An 18,582-nucleotide genomic window follows, 5' to 3' on the forward strand; every position below is an offset into this window, starting at 1 on the left:
ACCGCGTTAAGAAATATGAAGGCGAAGTTCCACTATTCAGCCACTACCAAATCGAAAGCCAAATTGAATCGGCTTTCCAACGTGAAGTGCGTCTGCCATCTGGTGGTTCTATTGTTATTGACCCGACTGAAGCACTAACGTCTATCGATATCAACTCTGCTCGTGCAACTAAGGGCGGCGATATTGAAGAAACAGCTCTAAACACGAACCTAGAAGCAGCCGACGAAATTGCTCGCCAATTGCGTCTACGTGACTTAGGTGGCTTAGTGGTTATCGACTTTATTGATATGACCCCAGTTCGTCACCAACGAGAAGTAGAAAACCGTCTACGTGAAGCCGTTCGCCTTGACCGCGCTCGTGTACAAATCGGTCGTATTTCTCGCTTTGGTTTGTTGGAGATGTCACGCCAGCGCTTGAGCCCTTCTCTTGCAGAAGCAAGCCATCACATCTGTCCTCGCTGTAGCGGAACTGGTGTCGTTCGCGACAACGAATCTCTAGCACTTTCTGTACTTCGTTTAATTGAAGAGGAAGCGCTAAAAGACAACACAGCACAAGTACTTGCAGTCGTACCTGTGCCAATCGCCTCTTACTTATTGAACGAAAAACGTCGTTCAGTAAACCATATCGAACGCATTCAAGAAGTGAAAATTACGGTTGTTCCTAACTCTGATATGGAAACACCGCACTTTGAAGTTATCCGTGTTCGTGAAGGCGAAGAGTTCGATCTGATTTCTTACTTACTTCCTAAGAAACTGGAAGCAATGAAAGAAGCAGAAGGTAAAGAGCCAGCGGAAGTTGACGTAAAACCAAAACGAATTGAAGAGCCAGTTCTTAAAGGCTTTGCGGCTCCGTCTCAAACCGCACCTGCACCAGCAGCTAAACCAGCTCCTGAGGCGAAGAAGAAAGAACAAAACGTTGAACAAGAAGAGAAACCTGGATTGTTCAGCCGTCTGTTTAAAGCACTTGGTAGCTTCCTATTCGGTGGTTCTGAAGAAACAAAAGAAGAACAGAAACCTCAGGAAGAGAAAAAACCAAATCGCGATAATCGACGTAACAAACGTGATCGTAACGATCGTCGTCGCAATAGCAACCAGCGCGATAATCGTGATAACCGCGACAATCGCGATAACCGACGTCGTCGTAAGCCTCGTGATGAGCAGGCTAATGAGCAAAACGAAGCTCAACAACAAACAAATAAACCGCAAAACCGTAACCAAAAGCGTAAACCTAAAGCTCAACAGGCAGATAAAGCCCAAGAGCAGAAAGCAAACGCAAAAGTAGCGGAAAAAGGTCTGCAGCTAGCAGCGGAAGCTCGTACTGAAACAAAACCAGAAGAGAGCAAACCGAAGCAGCAAAATGCGAAAGCAGAAAAAGTGAAAGAGCGCCGCCAACGTCGCAAATTGAACAAGTCTGTACGCGTTAAGGACCAAGAAGCTATTGAGAAGAAAGCCGAAGAAACAGCGGTTAAGACTCAAGAAACGGTTGAAGCTAAAGTTGAAAAGCCAACAGAAGCAGCGGTAGAGGCACAGCAAGACAACAAGCAAGCAGAGTCTAAGCAACGTCGTAATCGTCGTTCGCCACGTCACCTGCGTGCAAGCGGCCAGCGTCGTCGCCGTGGCCGTGATCGCCGCCCTAACCCGTTCCGCCTACGTAAGGGAGGTGTCGCTTCTCCTGAAATGGCTATGGGTAAAGTAATGCCACGTTACATTCCGAAACCAGCACCTAAGAAGGAAGAGCGAGTTAAGGAAGAAGCTGTAGCAGCAGTACCTGCAATCCAAGGTGGCTTTGCTTGTCCAGAAATGGCAATGGGTAAAGTGATTATTCGTCGCGAGCAACCTGTCGTAACAGATGCGCCAGTTGTTGAACACAAGGTTCAAGAAACCGTTGAAGCGAAAGTGGAAGCTCCAGTAGTAGAAGCACCTGTTGTTGAAACAGTAATCGCAGAAAAAGCTGAATCGGCAGTAGTAGAAACAGCATCGGTAGAGCCTATCGTTGAAACTCCTGTAACTGAACATGCTGAACCGGTTGATGCCATTGTAGAAACGGCACCTGCTGAAGAGCCTATCGTTGAAGCAGCAAAAGAGATTGCAGCCGAAGCGCCAGTAGATAAACCAGAGCCTAAAGTCGAAGCCATTAAAGTTGCGGCTAAGCTAAACGCTAGCGCACCGATGACGAAAGCACCTGGCCCTCAAGAGCTACGCGAAATCACGGTTGCAGCAGCACCGTTCAAAACCGAACGTTACCAAGCTAAAGGTGCTGGTAGCCAAGTGGCTAAAAACCGTGCATCGGCAGAGATGACAAAGCCTAACTTTAACTAGGCTAAATCATTACGTTCAACTGCTTAACGGCATAAATAAATTAAAGGCTACCATCTGGTAGCCTTTTTTATCTTCATATTTGCCCAATAAATTGTTCATATAAATACCAATTCGTGATCACATTTGTACGCCATTATTCGTATCATTCTTGAACTTAATCACACTTTTCGGTAGCATGCGCCGACTCAAGTTTTCGACACCATTCTGATGCTGCTCTTTTAATACTACGGTTTACACTGCAATGTTTGATTAAAAATCAACCTTCCAGTGGCTTGTGCAAATACGAATATGTGTCGGGTTTAACTCATTGCAAAGAGAACTTAAAAACAAACATGTTCGAATTTCCCCAATTTTCTAAGCACTCCGTAAAAAATGATGTGCTATCAGGCCTAACCGTTGCGCTAGCATTGGTTCCTGAAGCTGTCGCATTTGCGTTCGTCGCAGGCGTAGATCCGATGGTCGGTCTTTACGCTGCATTCATCGTTGGTCTTATTACTTCCATTTTCGGTGGTCGTCCTGGCATGATTTCTGGTGCAACAGGTGCCATGGCAGTCGTAATGGTTTCGCTTGTCGCGACTCACGGTGTCCAGTACCTATTCGCAGCCATCATGCTCGCTGGTATTCTTCAAATTGCCGCTGGTATGTTTAAATTGGGTAAGTTCATCCGTATCGTACCTCACCCTGTGATGATCGGTTTTGTGAACGGTCTGGCTATTGTTATCTTCCTAGCTCAGTTGGGTCAGTTTAAAGCGCCAGACATCAACGGCATGCTTACTTGGCTACCACAAGACCAGATGCTGCTAATGCTTGGTTTGGTTGCGCTGACTATGGCAATCATTCACTTTCTACCAAAAATCACAACAGCTGTACCCTCTTCACTTGTTGCGATCGTAACGGTGACGGCTTTAGTGGTTGGCTTGGATCTGGAAACTCGTACTGTTGTTGACTTCCTGCGTACAATGTCTGGAGATGAAGCTGCAACACTCGCTGGTTCACTACCAACCTTCTCTATTCCTGCGGTACCATTTACGCTAGAAACTCTACAAATCATTCTTCCATACGCGATCATTCTAGCGGCCATTGGTCTAATTGAATCTCTACTAACACTGACAGTTTTAGATGAGATGACGAATACTCGTGGTCAATCTAACCGCGAATGTATCGGTCAAGGTATGGCAAACATGACGTGTTCTGTGTTTGGCGCAATGGGTGGTTGTGCGATGATTGGTCAGTCGATGATCAACGTAAACTCAGGTGGTCGCGGCCGTCTATCTGGTATCGTTGCGGCTATCGCTCTATTGATGTTTATCTTATTCGCTTCTTCGCTAATTGAAATGATCCCACTCGCTGCTCTGGTTGGTGTGATGTTCATGGTTGTCATTGGTACATTCGAATGGGCAACATTTAAGCTAGCACGCCGCGTACCGAAGCAAGACTTCTTCGTTATTGTTCTTGTGACCGTTGTTACTGTTCTTACTGACCTTGCTGTTGCCGTAGCGGTTGGTGTTATCGTTTCTGCATTAATGTTTGCATGGCAACACGCTAAGCACATCTATGCCGACACGTGCTTAAACGAGGAAGGTTCAAAAGAGTACAAGATTCACGGCCCTATTTTCTTTGGCTCTGCGGCTAACTTCCTGGAGTTGTTTAACGCGCCTGAAGATCCAAAAGATGTGATTGTCGATTTTGCAGACTCTCGCGTGACAGATCACTCTGCAATTGAAGCCATTGAAACACTGGCTGAGCGTTACAATGCTCAAGGTAAAACGCTGCACCTTCGTCACCTAAGCCCAGATTGTCGTAAACTTTTGGACAAAGCTGGCAGCTTGGTTGAAATTAACGTGAAGGAAGACCCAAGCTACAAAGTCGCAACCGACATACTAGCGGGTTAACACGAATAAAAAGGGATGAGCTGAGCTCATCCCTTTTTCTATTGTCTTCAAGCACGGTGATTATAGCTTCTTCAAAATTGCGCCTGATGCCTCTTCGATTAAATCAAGCACCAGTTCAAAGCCATCTTCCCCACCATAATATGGGTCCGGGACTTCGTCGTAAACTGACTCAGAATGACTTAAAAATAACGATACTTTGTGTCGATACTTCAACGGACAAATATCCAATAAATCGGCCAAATTTGCTTTATCTGCGGCTAATATAAGGTCAAACTTTTCAAAGTCATCAATGGTGACTTGGCGCGCTTGCATTCCTTTAAAAGAATAACCTCGCTGCTTTCCTGCTGCCATCGCTCTTGAATCCGGTCGGTTTCCTGCGTGGTAGCCAATTGTACCTGCCGAATCAACCTCTACTTCAACGCCTAGCTTTTGAGCTTTCGCTCTTAACACTGCCTCTCCAGTTGGTGACCGACAAATGTTTCCCATACAAACAACAAGTATTTTCTTCATTTTATTCCCTGAATTATCGGTGGTTTTTCTTCACGATATGTTGGTCTATCATAGCGAGATAAATCAATGAACCCAAATTAGCTTGGGCACAGCACGAAAAGGAATTGAGGAAGTATTATGTCTATCGAAGAAAATAAAGAAGCACGCCATAAAGCTCGCCAACAAAAAGTCAAAGAACAGGTAGACGCAAAAATCGCTGCTGCTCAAGAGGAAAAAGGTCTGCTACTGATCATTACCGGAAATGGTAAAGGTAAATCGACATCAGGATTCGGTACGATCGCACGCGCAGTGGGTCATGGTTTGAATTGTGCTGTCGCGCAGTTTATTAAAGGTACTTGGGACAACGGTGAGCGCAACCTACTTGAGAAACTCGGCGTTGAATTCCAAGTAATGGCAACCGGCTTTACGTGGGAAACTCAAAACAAAGCCGCTGATACCGAAGCAGCGCAAGGCGTATGGCAAGAATGTAAGCGCATGCTGCAAGACGACTCTATCGATGTCATCTTGTTTGACGAGCTAACTTATATGGTGAGCTACGGCTACATCGACTTAGACGAAGTGGTCGAAGCACTGAGCAACAGACCTAAAATGCAGTCGGTTATTATTACTGGGCGTGGCGCACATCGAACCCTGATTGAAATGGCCGATACCGTTTCTGAAGTGAAAAATGTAAAGCACGCATTTGAATCTGGCGTAAAAGCCCTCAAAGGCGTCGATTGGTAACACTCGCAGAGTAATTTAAAAAGGGTTGGCAAAATGCCAACCCTTTTGATTTTCACGCACGGTTAGTTGAAAAGATTCTTCAATAAACCATCGACCGCATCTTTGGTTTTCTCGTCTTTGATTTTGTCCGTTAGCTTCTCCACGCCACGATCGATTTCTTTTTGAGCTTTCTGCTTCAGAACATCATCGAATACGAGCTTGAATTTAGGATCTGCCCACTTACCAGACACATTGATTGGAATCGTGATGTCTTTCAGCTCATCTATATCTTTACCGCCCTGGCCTTCTAGGCTGCCTACAACTGACGTGCTGATAGTAAAGTCGACTGTTTCATTGATGTAGTTTGCGGTACCTTTACCACGAACACGTAACAATGGAGACTGAGCTTGCATATTATCCGTTGATACAACACCTTTGTTGAGTTTCAATGTCGCCGTCATCGCACTGAAGTCTGTTTTCTTAGCTACATTGGTGCCTTCAACTTTTTGCCCTTTAAATTTCGCATAGTTTTCACGAATCAACTGAGCAACGTTGATGCCATTCACCGCACCGTCAGCAAAATTGATAACAACCGTACCAGATAGATTCTTCTTGATACCGGTAGGCGTGAGACTCTTACCTGTAACATTCACATCAATGTTACCTGTCCCTTCAAGTTTGTCGTTTTCAGCAACGTCTATAAGTAGCGGTTGAACTTTCACGCCTTTGATTGACTTTTTAACACTGTAAGTCGCTGGTGATTGGCGTGCATCTAACTTCGCTGTCGCTGAGATTGAGCCTTGGTACAACTTCGAACTAAAAGATGTAAGCTCAAACACGCCACGATTTACAGTGAAGCTCGTTTTTACCGCTTCCATCTTCGCATTTGCCGCTTTGAATTTGTCGATGGTAATGTCACCCTTTACATCTAACGTTTTCAACGCAGACAAATCAGGCTCAACCTCAGGTCCGGCAGGAGCACTCTCGCCACCAGAAGCAGGCTTATTACCTTCGGCAGCTTGCTTATCTAACCCTAAGAACTCATCAAGATCGATATTGGGGCTATGGAGAGCAAAGCGTACTTTAGGAATATCACCGAGTGCCACATCAGCCTTACCATCTAAGGCGATAGCATTCGCTGTTAACTTCTCTAGAACAAAACTCAGATGGTTTTTCGTTAGGTCGAAAGACAGATCAGACACCATGTCGACTTTCATCGGGGACTGAGGTAAGGCATCACCCTCAAAAGTCGATTTAAGAGTTAACTTATCCAACTGTACTTTGCTGATAGCCTTGTCCACGCTAAGTTGACCAGCACCCTGCATATCTAACTTCATACCACCAGCGTCACCCTTAATGGCATAAGTCAGGTTATTTACTTTATCGAATTCAAACGTGTCTAAACCGATCGTTGCCGATTCAATTTTATTGGCAGGGTCAGAGTATGTCGCATCAAAGTTGATGTTCTTTAGCGCGTAGTTTGCCAAACCTTTTTCTAGCTTAAAGTCTGCCTGACCTTTCGCGGTGAACTTTTGGTCGTTCATTTCGCCCTTCACGCCAAAATCAGCCGTTGTCCAGTTGTCAAAAGCGAATTCGGAAAGGTTTAATGAAATATCATAAAGTTTGGTGTAACTACCGGCTTGCTTATCCTGCATTTCTAATGAACCGTTAGAAACCGTAACGCCAGCAAGATTAATACTCCACTCAGAACCAGAAGTTTGCGTTTCACCATTTTGCGTAGGCGCAGCATTGCTCTCTTGTTCTGCTTGTTGTGTTTGGGCTTTCGTCAATGCATCAATATTCTTGCTGCCATCTTTCTTGGTTTCAATGTAGAACTCAGCACCATCAAGCGTGACGTTTCCAATTTCAAGCTGTTGACTAAAAAGTGGCATAACAGAGATGTCTACACCAACGGTATCAACTTTGAATAAATTGGGTTTACTAAAGCCTTGTGGGTTTCGCAATTCTGTATGTCCCAACTCAAAGCCAATTGATGGGAAAAATTGCCAACTGATATCCCCTTCAATCACCAACTCTAATCCCGTTTGCTTTTGCGCTTGCTCAACAATAAGGGGTTTAAACTGATTCGGATTGACGAAGATGGTTAACGCTAAAATTGCGACCAAAATGACCACAATCGGTATTGCTAGAATTAAGAGCAGTTTCTTCATTTGTTTTTCCTTGCTCGAGTGTTTTTACAATTATAAGCGCAGACTCCATTTGCCGCTGACAGTTCCACAAAAGCGTGAAAAGTGTCTGGTTTTAACCTGCAACTGACTAATTTAAAAACAAAAAAAGAAGTGGCACTTAAGGTGCCACTTCTTCTCCTAAAAATAAAGCGATATAGCCGTCTATAGGCTTAAGCTTTCAAAAGTCTTGCAATGTGAGCTTTTAATACATCAATTGCGATACGGTTTTTACCACCGCGAGGAACAATAATGTCCGCATATTGCTTAGAAGGTTCGATAAACTGCATGAACATCGGACGTACTGTTTGTTGGTATTGCTTAAGAACAGACTCCATAGTTCGGCCTCGTTCTTCCACATCACGCTTAACACGGCGAAGCAAGCAAATATCTAACGGTGTGTCCATAAATACTGTCGCATGCATCAAATCACGAAGACGAGGGTCTGTAAGAAGAAGGATACCTTCTAGAATGATCACCTTTTTAGGTGTCATTGTGGTGGTGTTAATTGTTCTTGTGTGCTCAGTGTAGCTGTACTCAGGCACTTCTACTGCTTCACCACGTACCAATTTTTCTAGGTGCTCACACAGTAGGTCGTGGTCCAACGCACTCGGGTGATCGTAGTTCGTCTTTACTCGCTCTTCCATGCTTAGGTGGCTTTGGTCGTTGTAGTAGCAATCTTCCGTGATGACACCGATTTGATGATCGCCTACTTTCGCGCGAAGCTCATTATAAATAGTGCTCGCGATCAGACTTTTTCCAGAAGCAGAAGCGCCAGCAATACCTACGATGACGCATTGATTATTATCAGACATTAGTTTGCACCCGATGATGATTTCTAGTCACATAAAAAGATAAACTGCCTGATTATAGGGAGTTCACCCCATAGTTACTAGTTGGAATTAGGGTTTAGTCATAAGTTTCTGCCTGCTCAGAGGATTAACCTCCGAGCAAACGTTAAAATGTGCAATTATCAACCAACAGGCATAGTAAACTTAGTTCACCATTGTAAAGCTAATCGCATCTGGTTTTGCTTTGCCTTGCCAAAACATCGTGCTACATACGCGATCGGCAAGTTGCTTATAATACCCTGCATGCTCACTTTCTGGGCGTCTTGCTACCGTTGGCACGCCAGCGTCAATATCTTCTCTCATAGAGATATGAAGCGGAATTTGTCCTAACAATGCTAAGCCAAATTCTTGCGACATTTTTTCAGCTCCGCCCATACCAAAAATATGCTCTTTCGCGCCACATTGACTACAAATGTGATAACTCATGTTTTCCACAACACCAATAACCGGGACATGGACTTTGTTAAACATTGCCGCTCCCTTCCTTGCATCGGCAAGGGCTAAATCTTGCGGTGTTGTGACTAACACGCTACCTGTTACCGGAATTTGTTGTGACAGCGTCAATTGAATATCCCCCGTACCTGGCGGCATATCAATCACCAAATAATCCAAATCTGGCCAATCTGTTTCAGTTAATAACTGCGACAACGCTTTTGAAGCCATTGGACCGCGCCATATCGCCGCTTCTGATTTATCCACCAAATAACCGATAGAATGAGTATAGATGCCGTGAGCAAAAATGGGTTCCATCCACTTGCCATCACGAACTTCTGGTTTAGCATCTTCTTGCCCCAACATCATAGGTACAGACGGACCATAGATATCGGCATCCAACAATCCCACTTTCGCCCCAGATTGAGCAATTGCCAACGCTAAGTTAACTGCGGTAGTAGATTTACCAACGCCACCTTTCGCAGAACTGACGGCAATGATGTTCTTAACACCCTTAACCGAGTTAGCCACTTGAGTTTCTAAAGCTTTAACTCCAAGGCGAATATTAAATGGGAATTCAGCCACTTTACCCGAGGCTTGCTGCTGTTTGATCCAGTCATGCAGTACGGTTTGAAGCTCATTACTTGCGAATGGCAACGTTATATCAATAGAACCCTGTGTCGTAATCGAAATTGCGCCATGAATATCTGCCCAGTTTTCCACCAACTGTGGATGTTGGAATTGGTTAAACCAGTGACAAAAATCTTGTTTTGAAGTGAACTGATGCATAAGCCCTCCTTTTAGATGTCATGCTACCACCGTCCAGGCTCAACCAGAACCCCAAAAAAACTAAGGCATTCCGCAGTTTGACACCTTGGAGTTAGTCAGTTCATGGGGTAGTATTATCCATCAAAATTTATTTATACCTATCAAGAAAAGCGAATATTAAGTATGGCAAACGATCCAAAAAACTTTCCGTCAAGGAAAATGCTGGTAACTTGTGCCCTTCCGTACGCTAACGGTTCGATCCACCTTGGTCATATGCTTGAGCATATCCAAGCGGACATTTGGGTTCGTTACCAACGCCTACGCGGCAACACTGTAAACTTCATCTGTGCTGACGATGCTCACGGCACGCCAATCATGCTTAAAGCGCAACAGATGGGTATTACTCCTGAAGAAATGATTGCCGCAGTTAGCGAAGAGCACCAAAAAGACTTCGCTGGATTTGATATCAGCTTTGATAACTACCACAGCACACACTCAGATGAGAACCGTGAGCTAGCGTCACACATTTATCTTGAGTTGAAGAAAAATGGCTTTATCTCTAGCCGAACTATCTCTCAGCTGTTCGATCCAGAAAAAGAGATGTTCTTACCGGACCGTTTCGTAAAAGGTACCTGTCCAAAATGTAAGTCTGAAGACCAGTACGGTGACAACTGTGACAACTGTGGTGAGACTTACAGCCCAACAGAACTGATCAATCCTAAATCTGCGGTTTCTGGTGCGACGCCAGTAATGAAAGATTCTGAGCACTTCTTCTTCGACCTGCCTCAGTTTGAAAGCATGCTAAAAGAGTGGACTCGCTCTGGCTCGCTACAAGCTGAAACAGCGAACAAAATGCAAGAATGGTTCGAATCTGGTTTGCAGCAATGGGATATCTCACGTGATGCGCCATACTTTGGCTTCGAAATCCCAGGAGAGAAGAACAAATTCTTCTACGTATGGCTAGACGCACCTATCGGCTACATGGGCTCTTTCAAAAATCTATGTGACAAGCGCGACGACCTAGATTTCGACGAGTACTGGAAGAAAGACAGCTCAGCAGAGCTGTACCACTTCATCGGTAAAGACATCGTTTACTTCCACAGCCTATTTTGGCCAGCAATGCTAGAAGGTTCTGGCTTCCGCAAGCCTAACAACGTATTCGTACACGGTTACGTAACCGTAAACGGCGCGAAAATGTCGAAGTCTAAAGGTACGTTCGTAAAAGCAAGCACTTACCTAGAGCACCTAGACCCTGAGTGTCTACGTTACTACTACGCTGCGAAGCTAAACAGCCGTATCGACGATCTAGATCTTAACCTTGAAGACTTCACTCAGCGCGTAAACGCTGACGTTGTTAACAAGATCGTTAACCTGGCATCTCGTAACGCAGGTTTCATCGCGAAACGTTTTGAAGGCAAACTGTCTGACAACTTTGCAGAGCCTGAACTTTACAACGAATTTGTTGCTGCTGCTGACCGTATCGCTGAGCTTTACGAAACGCGTGAGTTTGGTCGTGCAATCCGTGAAATCACGGCATTGGCAGACAAAGCTAACCAATACGTTGATGAAAAAGCACCGTGGGTTGTAGCAAAAGAAGAAGGCAAAGATCAGGAACTACAAGACATCTGTTCTGTCGGTATCAACCTATTCCGCGTACTGATGACTTACCTGAAACCAGTAATGCCATCGCTAGCTGCGCGTACTGAAGCGTTTCTAAACCAAGAGCTAACTTGGGAAAACATCGCTGCTCCACTAACAGGCCACGAGATCACTAAGTTCAAAGCACTGTTCAACCGTATCGATCCGAAGAATGTTGAAGCGATGATCGAAGCGTCTAAAGAAGATGCGGCGGCAGAAATGGCGGCGAAAGAGAAAGCTGAAGCGGAAAAGAACAAGGCTAGCCAAACCGAGCTAGACAAAGAACCAATCGCTGAAGAGATTGAGTTCGATGCTTTTGCCGCAGTAGATATGCGTATCGCTCGCATCATCTCTTGTGAAGAAGTACCAAAAGCCAACAAACTGCTTAAGTTCCAATTGGACATCGGTGGTGAAACTCGTCAGGTATTCTCTGGCATCAAGTCAGCTTACAAACCTGAAGAGCTAGAAGGCAAGCTAACAGTAATGGTAGCAAACCTAAAACCTCGTAAGATGAAGTTTGGTATGTCTGAAGGTATGATCCTAGCGGCAGGCCCTGGTGGTAGCGACCTGTGGATCCTTGAGCCACATGAAGGCGCTCAACCTGGTATGCGCGTAATGTAAGTTGTAGCTTTACAATCAAATTTAAAAAGTCCTCGCCAGTTCAGCGGGGACTTTTTTTGACTGAATTCACACTTTTGGGGAATTTGTGCACCAAACTTGTACAGCACCTCTCCCATCACAATCCTAAATTACTGTTTTAATAGAATTTAATTAGTGGCATCAAAACTGCAATCTTCCTTGTTAGGTCCAAACACTAACAAGGAGTTGGTTATGTTTGTTTTGATTTCCACACTATTGTCCATCGCTATTTTAGCTGGAATATATCACTTATCTTCTAAACGAGAGCAGCAACATGCGCGCAAATATCAGCTGTTAACATTGTTGCGAGATGTTGTTCACCTTCTGAGACACCACCGAGCTGCTACTCACTACTCGCTTCAATTCCAACAAAACGATCAACAAAAATTGGACGCTCTTCATGATGCTCTGACTAACAAGCTGCATCTTTTAGTCGAAACATCACGGTTTGAAAACAAACCCATGTATCGCGTATTACAGATTAAAGTAGGGAAACTACTTGAACAATGGAATGACCATAGTGTTGCAAGAAACCAGATGGAGCATGGTAAGTTAATTCGTCATTGCTTGTTTTTGATGGATGAAGTAACCATCGCATGGCTAGCGGTTGAGCAAAGAGATGACTTGCATAATGAGTATCACATGAACTGGCAAAACATTATGGATAGCTTGGAGACCCTGACTCAGTTACGAATCAGCATTCAAGATTTAGGAGAGCAAGGCGGAAATGAGCGTTTCAAAAATTATGCATCGGTCATGATGCGTAAGCTAAACCAACTAGCGGTTATCGCTCCACTTAGCATTACCTCTCCTGCTTCCACGCGCTCAATACAGACGCTAAATGAATACGTGACAGGGAGTCATGTCGACTTAACAGAAGCAGAGCTTTATGGCGTCACATCGGACTTGTCATTGACCATCTTCAATACTTACGACCATGTCCTTTCAGATGTCGTAGAGTCATTATATCTACCGTTACCCAGACTCTCACTAGCAGGATAAACGTTCCATACCTTATTATTGGTGCTTGGTTCGTCGCCGACTTATAAATAAAAACAAAAAAACCGCAGGCCTAAGGCACTGCGGTTTTCGTTTATTCAACTTGTCAGCGCTTAGCTGTCGTCTTCCGTGAAGTTCGTTGGTAATTGCTTTTTCATTTCGTTCCAGATCAACGCACTTTCCATACCATAATGACGAATCACTACTGGTAGTTGCTCACGCTGGCCACTTTCACAAGTTTCGAGCAATTGATGGTAAAACTTCAGAGCTAGCTCACGAGAAGCTGGATTTGAGAAGTAGTAGCTACCGACACGATCGTAGAGCTTCTTCAAACCATTAAAGATCAAACCGTAAATTTGATTTCCTGAATGGAATGCTAGGCGCTGGAAAAGCATATAATCGTAAAAGTTGAACGTTTTAGCAATCAAGATTTCTTGACGCTTCGCTTCATCTTTCTCGTTATCTTCTTTCACATTCTGCAGAACTTTTTCAGCATACGGCGAAGAAGCGATGAATTCGTCCCAGGAAGCCGCATTCATTAAAGCTTCACAAGATTCGATTACGTTCTTAATTGTACGCTCAGAGCCCTCTTTGTTCGCTTTAAATGCATAGCGCATAAAGATAGGACTGATGTTGGTACGTGCCGCAAGCAGATCTTCTACAATGTTTGTCGCATTATCAACGTCTAGCGTCATTAAAGTATCCAAAATATGCAGGCCAGAGGTCTCCATAAATTGGTTAACTTTCGTAGGTTTGCCGTGCTGGATAGTCAGCCATCCATCACGGGCTAGTCGTTGAAGAACCTCTCTTAAAGTCGTTCGAGTAACACCAATCAGTTCGGACAGCTCGCGCTCAGCAGGTAAAATTGAGCCTGGAGGAAAACGGCCGTTCCAAATGCTCTCGATAATATATTTTTCTGCGAATCCCGCAGGGCTTTTCGCCTTTATGACCATTCTACTTTTTATCCAATATTGATTTCTGAGGGTCGATACTACTCATCATACCACTACTTAGCGGTTTGAGAAAATTTACGATCAATAGTGGAAATGACTCCATAACATAGAGTTAATACTCTATATGTTGTGTCAATTTAAGAGGCTCTAACATGCGAGCGAAAGCAGTAAAATATGAATTTTCATTTAATTAAACAGCTCACAAATCTCGGAGAAATAAAGACAACCGTGTCACATTTTTATATTCAAAATATGAAAAATTACTTTGTATATCACAGTTAATATTCTTTCTTAATTTGCCTTTTCTCGTCACTGACCGTCATTTAAAATCCAAGAGGATTTTTTTAAGACTTTCATGGTATAGTAACGCCGTTTTGATCGCGTTATTACATTTAAAAAGTCATTTTAGTCGGTAGCATCACGTTTTGTTATTGACTAATAAATGCCTGAGTGTAGAGTTTGCGGTCGAAAGTGAGCGGTGCTTGAGTTCAGGGGAAGTAACTTGGCAAGACTACAATAAACAAAGGATTGTTGTTTTACTAAGTTATTGTTTTTAAAGACTAGTTAATAAGTCTAACAAACAGATACTTAAGCACTATTGTAGTGTCTATTCATAATTTTGTTATAAAGAGAATTATCATGCCGATATCGCTCGGAAACGCTTTTATCAAGAACTTCCTTGGTAAAGCGCCTGATTGGTACAAAGTTGCCATTATAGCCTTCTTAATAATTAACCCGATTGTATTCTTCCTAATAAACCCATTTGTAGCTGGATGGTTGTTGGTCGCTGAATTTATTTTCACGCTAGCAATGGCATTAAAATGCTACCCATTACAACCTGGCGGTTTACTTGCTATTGAAGCCATTGCTATCGGCATGACTAGCCCTGCGCAAGTTAAGCACGAATTAGTAGCAAATATCGAAGTACTGCTACTTCTGGTATTTATGGTTGCGGGCATCTACTTCATGAAGCAGCTATTGCTGTTCATTTTTACCAAAATTTTACTTGGCATTCGCTCTAAAACCCTACTATCACTCGCGTTCTGCTTTGCTGCGGCATTTTTGTCTGCATTTTTGGATGCCTTGACGGTTATCGCCGTTGTTATCAGCGTGGCGATCGGCTTTTACTCTATATATCACAAAGTAGCGTCTGGTAACCCTATCGGTGACCATGACCATACACAAGATGACACGATCACTGAACTAACGCGTGATGACCTAGAAAACTATCGTGCGTTTTTGCGCTCTTTGTTGATGCATGCTGGTGTAGGTACTGCCTTAGGTGGCGTAACCACGATGGTTGGTGAACCTCAAAACTTAATTATTGCAGACCAAGCGGGTTGGTTATTTGGTGAATTCCTAATCCGTATGTCTCCAGTGACACTACCTGTATTTTTCTGTGGTCTCATCACTTGTGCTTTAGTTGAAAAGCTTAAAGTGTTTGGCTACGGCGCGAAGCTTCCTAATAACGTTCGTCAGATCCTCGTCGATTTTGACCGTGAAGAGCGTAAAACGCGAACAAATCAAGATGTCGCAAAACTCTGGGTTCAAGGTCTTATTGCGGTTTGGTTGATCGTTGCACTCGCTTTGCACTTAGCGGCTGTCGGCTTAATTGGCCTTTCTGTGATCATATTAGCGACCGCATTTACTGGTGTCATTGAAGAGCACTCCATGGGGAAAGCGTTTGAAGAGGCCCTGCCCTTCACTGCACTGCTTGCAGTATTTTTCTCGATCGTTGCCGTAATCATTGACCAAGAGCTGTTTAAACCAGTCATCGATGCGGTGCTTGCCGTTGAAGATAAAGGTACTCAGCTAGCTCTGTTCTATGTGGCGAATGGCTTATTATCTATGGTGTCGGATAACGTGTTCGTTGGTACGGTTTACATCAATGAAGTAAAAACTGCACTCATTGAGGGTCTCATTACTCGTGATCAGTTCGACTTACTGGCGGTGGCAATCAATACTGGTACTAACCTGCCTTCTGTTGCAACGCCAAACGGTCAAGCGGCATTCCTATTCTTACTCACATCGGCTCTCGCTCCATTAATTCGTCTGTCTTACGGTCGAATGGTTATCATGGCGCTGCCTTACACCGTCGTTCTTGCGATTGTCGGTCTGATGGGAATCATGTTCTTCCTAGAGCCTGCAACAGCTTCTTTCTACGAAGCTGGTTGGATTTTACCTCATAGTGGTGATCTGACTCCCGTAGTATCCGGTGGTCACTAAAATTTGAGTTGATTAGGAAACTTATCCACGATAAAAAGCTCTGAGTATTCAGAGCTTTTTCTATTTCAGACAGGAACAAAAACGTGACTATTTTAAATTCACTTAACCAGTTTTCAAAGGGACGTTTATCGTGGCTACTGCTTCTGCTATTCGTCGTTTTCTTTGAAGCATGCGCCCTCTATTTTCAGCACGTCATGATGCTTGCACCATGTGTCATGTGTATTTATGAAAGAGTCGCGATGATGGGAGTGGGCGTCGCTGCAATGGTTGGTATATTGGCACCCAAGAACCCAATTTTCCGCTGGCTAGGTTTGATAGGCTGGGGATTAAGTGCTTACAAGGGTTTGTTACTTGCAATGCAGCACGTTGACTACCAGTTTAATCCATCACCATTCGCGACTTGCGATTTATTCGTCACATTCCCCAGCTGGGCTCCGCTCAATCAGTGGGTTCCTTGGATGTTTGAAGCATATGGTGATTGCTCTAAGGTTGTGTGGCAGCTCCTTGATTTATCAATGCCACAATGGTTAGTAGTAATTTTTGCAGGCAATTTAATCGCTTTGGCATTAATTGTAATTGCACAATTCTTCCCTGCAAAACGCGTTAATCCAATTCGTTAATCCTACTGACGCGTAAAAATTAACAAAAAGCCGACCATCTGGTCGGCTTTTTGTTAAGTGGATAGCGCGGCGATTCGCTTTAGCCGCGTGATTGACCACAGCACTGCTTGAATTTTTTTCCGCTCTCACAAGGACAGGGATCATTGCGCCCGATACCTTTGAATGGGTTTAGGCTTTGAGCTTTATTTCCTACCATCAACTCATCCGCGCCCAGCGCGACTTCACCGACCATTAAATCAAGCTGGTCGACTAAATCTGTCAGGGCCGGTGGCGTTTCAATACCTGCGTCGCGCATCTGTTGCTGCGTTGCTGGCTCATCGATAGCCAGCATCAAAGTGGTCAGTAATGCTTGCAGCATACGCTGTAATCCATCATTGAGCTCAACGTCCTGCCACTGTTCTTCAATCATTGGCCAAACAGACATAAAGCCTTCGGCAAAATCAGCAAGTTGTTCAGGTTCTTTGCCTGTTAGCTCTAGCACGGAATATTCGTTTCGTTGAATTCGGTTATGCTGCTTGTGAATTTGCTCTTCCACAGCTGGTTGAATCGCTTTGAATCCCTCACCTAATAGCGGCTCTAACCACTTTTCAGGAGCGAGTGGTTTTGTCGTCAGATTCGCAGCTAACACTGCGCCTTCGATAAATAGGCAAGATTCATCGACGTGAACTTCACCTTTTTCAATCAATGTGTATTGCATGACATCTGGTTTCCCATAAATTTGGCGGCATTATACCTCAGAGCTCAAAAGCACGTAACCTAACGTTGTGTGTTTGACTGCACTGGGCGCTTCGACTCTTTTAATGACAAACTTAACTTACATCGCTACAATCGCCCTCCTTTTTACCACCAAACTGTATTAGGCAAGCTATGCGAGTTGTACTAGGCCCAATGGAAGGCGTTTTAGATCATTTGATGCGCCAAATCCTGACCGAGATAAACGACTATGACCTGTGTGTTACGGAGTTTGTTCGCGTAATCGACCAGCTATTACCCGATCATGTATTTCACCGTTTATGCCCGGAGCTGTTGCAAGGTTCTCAGACTGCATCTGGTGTGCCAGTACATGTGCAATTGTTGGGACAAGAACCAAACTGGATGGCTGAGAACGCAATTAAAGCGGCAAATCTTGGCGCCAGAGGTATTGATATAAACTTTGGTTGCCCAGCCAAAATGGTCAACAAAAGTAAAGGTGGTGCAGCGCTACTCCAGCATCCAGAGCTCATTCACCGTGTTGTGAAAGCTTGTCGAGAAGCCGTTCCAGAAGCCATTCCCGTAACTGCAAAAATTCGTCTTGGCTGGGAGAACCCTGAAGATTGCTTTGAAATTGTCGATGCCATTCAGTCTGCTGGCGCAAATGAATTGACCGTACACGCACGTACTAAACAAGGTGGTTATAAAGCTTCTGAGATAAAATGGGATTACATCAACCAAATTCGCGAACGTTTCGATATCCCACTGATAGCGAATGGTGAAATTTGGAATTATGAAGACGGTCAACGTTGCATTGAAACGACTGGCGCTAACTCTTTGATGGTGTGCCGAGGCGCTTTCAATATCCCTAACTTAGGCAATATGGTAAAACATAACCACCAGCCAATGTCATGGCCCGAGGTGGTTGAGTTGCTCATCTATTACTCCAAGTTTGAGATGAAAGGCGATAAAGGCTTGTATTACCCAAACCGCGTAAAACAATGGTTCTCTTACTTACGTCAGGCTTATCCTGAAGCAAAAGACCTATTTAGAGAAATCAGAACGTTCAACAAAGCCGCACCAATTGTTGAGCATATTCAACGCTACCGCGATGACTTAAACTCTCAGGTTGCATAACTCCCGAACACAAAAAAGGAC

14 protein-coding genes are annotated in these 18,582 nt (G+C 44.1%); 8 read left to right on the forward strand and 6 right to left on the reverse strand.

Features of this window, described 5'->3' with window-relative positions:
- Nucleotides 1-2,318: ribonuclease E/G (locus R7E29_RS10085; protein WP_318082639.1), on the forward strand; the 2,318-nt coding region annotated here is incomplete at its 5' end.
- 332 nt (nucleotides 2,319-2,650) lie between these two features.
- On the forward strand, nucleotides 2,651-4,210 hold the full coding sequence (locus R7E29_RS10090; RefSeq protein WP_005380840.1) for a SulP family inorganic anion transporter: 1,560 nt from the start codon (nucleotides 2,651-2,653) through the stop codon (nucleotides 4,208-4,210).
- A 60-nt stretch (nucleotides 4,211-4,270) separates the two neighbouring features.
- Here R7E29_RS10090 and R7E29_RS10095 read toward each other — a convergent pair whose 3' ends face one another.
- A complete protein-coding gene (locus R7E29_RS10095; RefSeq protein WP_213906551.1) occupies nucleotides 4,271-4,720 on the reverse strand; it encodes a low molecular weight protein-tyrosine-phosphatase in 450 nt (149 codons plus the stop codon).
- Nucleotides 4,721-4,837: 117 nt separating this feature from the next.
- Here R7E29_RS10095 and cobO point away from each other — a divergent pair, with 117 nt between their 5' ends.
- A complete protein-coding gene (cobO, locus tag R7E29_RS10100) occupies nucleotides 4,838-5,443 on the forward strand; it encodes a cob(I)yrinic acid a,c-diamide adenosyltransferase (protein ID WP_005380837.1) in 606 nt (201 codons plus the stop codon).
- Nucleotides 5,444-5,505: 62 nt separating this feature from the next.
- On the opposite strand, the gene R7E29_RS10105 is transcribed toward cobO, so the two are convergent.
- The 3 genes from R7E29_RS10105 to apbC form a co-directional block, all read right to left on the reverse strand.
- The gene (locus R7E29_RS10105) at nucleotides 5,506-7,593 is read right to left on the reverse strand and encodes an AsmA family protein (RefSeq protein ID WP_054576220.1); all 2,088 of its coding nucleotides are present in this window, start codon (nucleotides 7,591-7,593) and stop codon (nucleotides 5,506-5,508) included.
- Between the two features lie 188 nt (nucleotides 7,594-7,781).
- Nucleotides 7,782-8,423, reverse strand: coding sequence for a uridine kinase (udk, locus tag R7E29_RS10110; protein ID WP_005380833.1), 642 nt, complete (start codon nucleotides 8,421-8,423; stop codon nucleotides 7,782-7,784).
- A gap of 180 nt (nucleotides 8,424-8,603) precedes the next feature.
- Nucleotides 8,604-9,680: an iron-sulfur cluster carrier protein ApbC gene (apbC, locus tag R7E29_RS10115; RefSeq protein ID WP_005380830.1), complete on the reverse strand. Its 1,077-nt coding sequence runs from the start codon at nucleotides 9,678-9,680 to the stop codon at nucleotides 8,604-8,606.
- A 162-nt stretch (nucleotides 9,681-9,842) separates the two neighbouring features.
- Here apbC and metG point away from each other — a divergent pair, with 162 nt between their 5' ends.
- Together metG and R7E29_RS10125 are read left to right on the forward strand one after the other, a co-directional pair.
- Nucleotides 9,843-11,918, forward strand: a complete 2,076-nt coding sequence (gene metG, locus R7E29_RS10120) for a methionine--tRNA ligase (RefSeq protein WP_005387290.1) — start codon at nucleotides 9,843-9,845, stop codon at nucleotides 11,916-11,918.
- Nucleotides 11,919-12,128: 210 nt separating this feature from the next.
- Nucleotides 12,129-12,938 carry a hypothetical protein gene (locus tag R7E29_RS10125; RefSeq protein ID WP_017821380.1) on the forward strand — a complete coding sequence of 270 codons (810 nt, stop codon included), beginning with the start codon at nucleotides 12,129-12,131 and terminating at the stop codon, nucleotides 12,936-12,938.
- A 110-nt stretch (nucleotides 12,939-13,048) separates the two neighbouring features.
- Here R7E29_RS10125 and fadR read toward each other — a convergent pair whose 3' ends face one another.
- A complete protein-coding gene (gene fadR, locus R7E29_RS10130) occupies nucleotides 13,049-13,888 on the reverse strand; it encodes a fatty acid metabolism transcriptional regulator FadR (RefSeq protein ID WP_054576221.1) in 840 nt (279 codons plus the stop codon).
- Between the two features lie 639 nt (nucleotides 13,889-14,527).
- Between fadR and nhaB the strand changes: the two genes are divergently transcribed.
- Nucleotides 14,528-16,114 carry a Na(+)/H(+) antiporter NhaB gene (gene nhaB / locus R7E29_RS10135; RefSeq protein WP_005380822.1) on the forward strand — a complete coding sequence of 529 codons (1,587 nt, stop codon included), beginning with the start codon at nucleotides 14,528-14,530 and terminating at the stop codon, nucleotides 16,112-16,114.
- A gap of 83 nt (nucleotides 16,115-16,197) precedes the next feature.
- Nucleotides 16,198-16,734 carry a disulfide bond formation protein DsbB gene (gene dsbB, locus R7E29_RS10140; protein ID WP_031779052.1) on the forward strand — a complete coding sequence of 179 codons (537 nt, stop codon included), beginning with the start codon at nucleotides 16,198-16,200 and terminating at the stop codon, nucleotides 16,732-16,734.
- A 79-nt stretch (nucleotides 16,735-16,813) separates the two neighbouring features.
- Here dsbB and R7E29_RS10145 read toward each other — a convergent pair whose 3' ends face one another.
- Nucleotides 16,814-17,431: a YecA family protein gene (locus R7E29_RS10145; RefSeq protein WP_005380818.1), complete on the reverse strand. Its 618-nt coding sequence runs from the start codon at nucleotides 17,429-17,431 to the stop codon at nucleotides 16,814-16,816.
- A gap of 170 nt (nucleotides 17,432-17,601) precedes the next feature.
- Between R7E29_RS10145 and dusC the strand changes: the two genes are divergently transcribed.
- On the forward strand, nucleotides 17,602-18,561 hold the full coding sequence (gene dusC, locus R7E29_RS10150; protein WP_054576222.1) for a tRNA dihydrouridine(16) synthase DusC: 960 nt from the start codon (nucleotides 17,602-17,604) through the stop codon (nucleotides 18,559-18,561).
- Nucleotides 18,562-18,582 lie beyond the last annotated feature (21 nt).

Source organism: Vibrio sp. Vb1729, assembly GCF_033338655.1.
Classification (GTDB): domain Bacteria; phylum Pseudomonadota; class Gammaproteobacteria; order Enterobacterales; family Vibrionaceae; genus Vibrio; species Vibrio alginolyticus.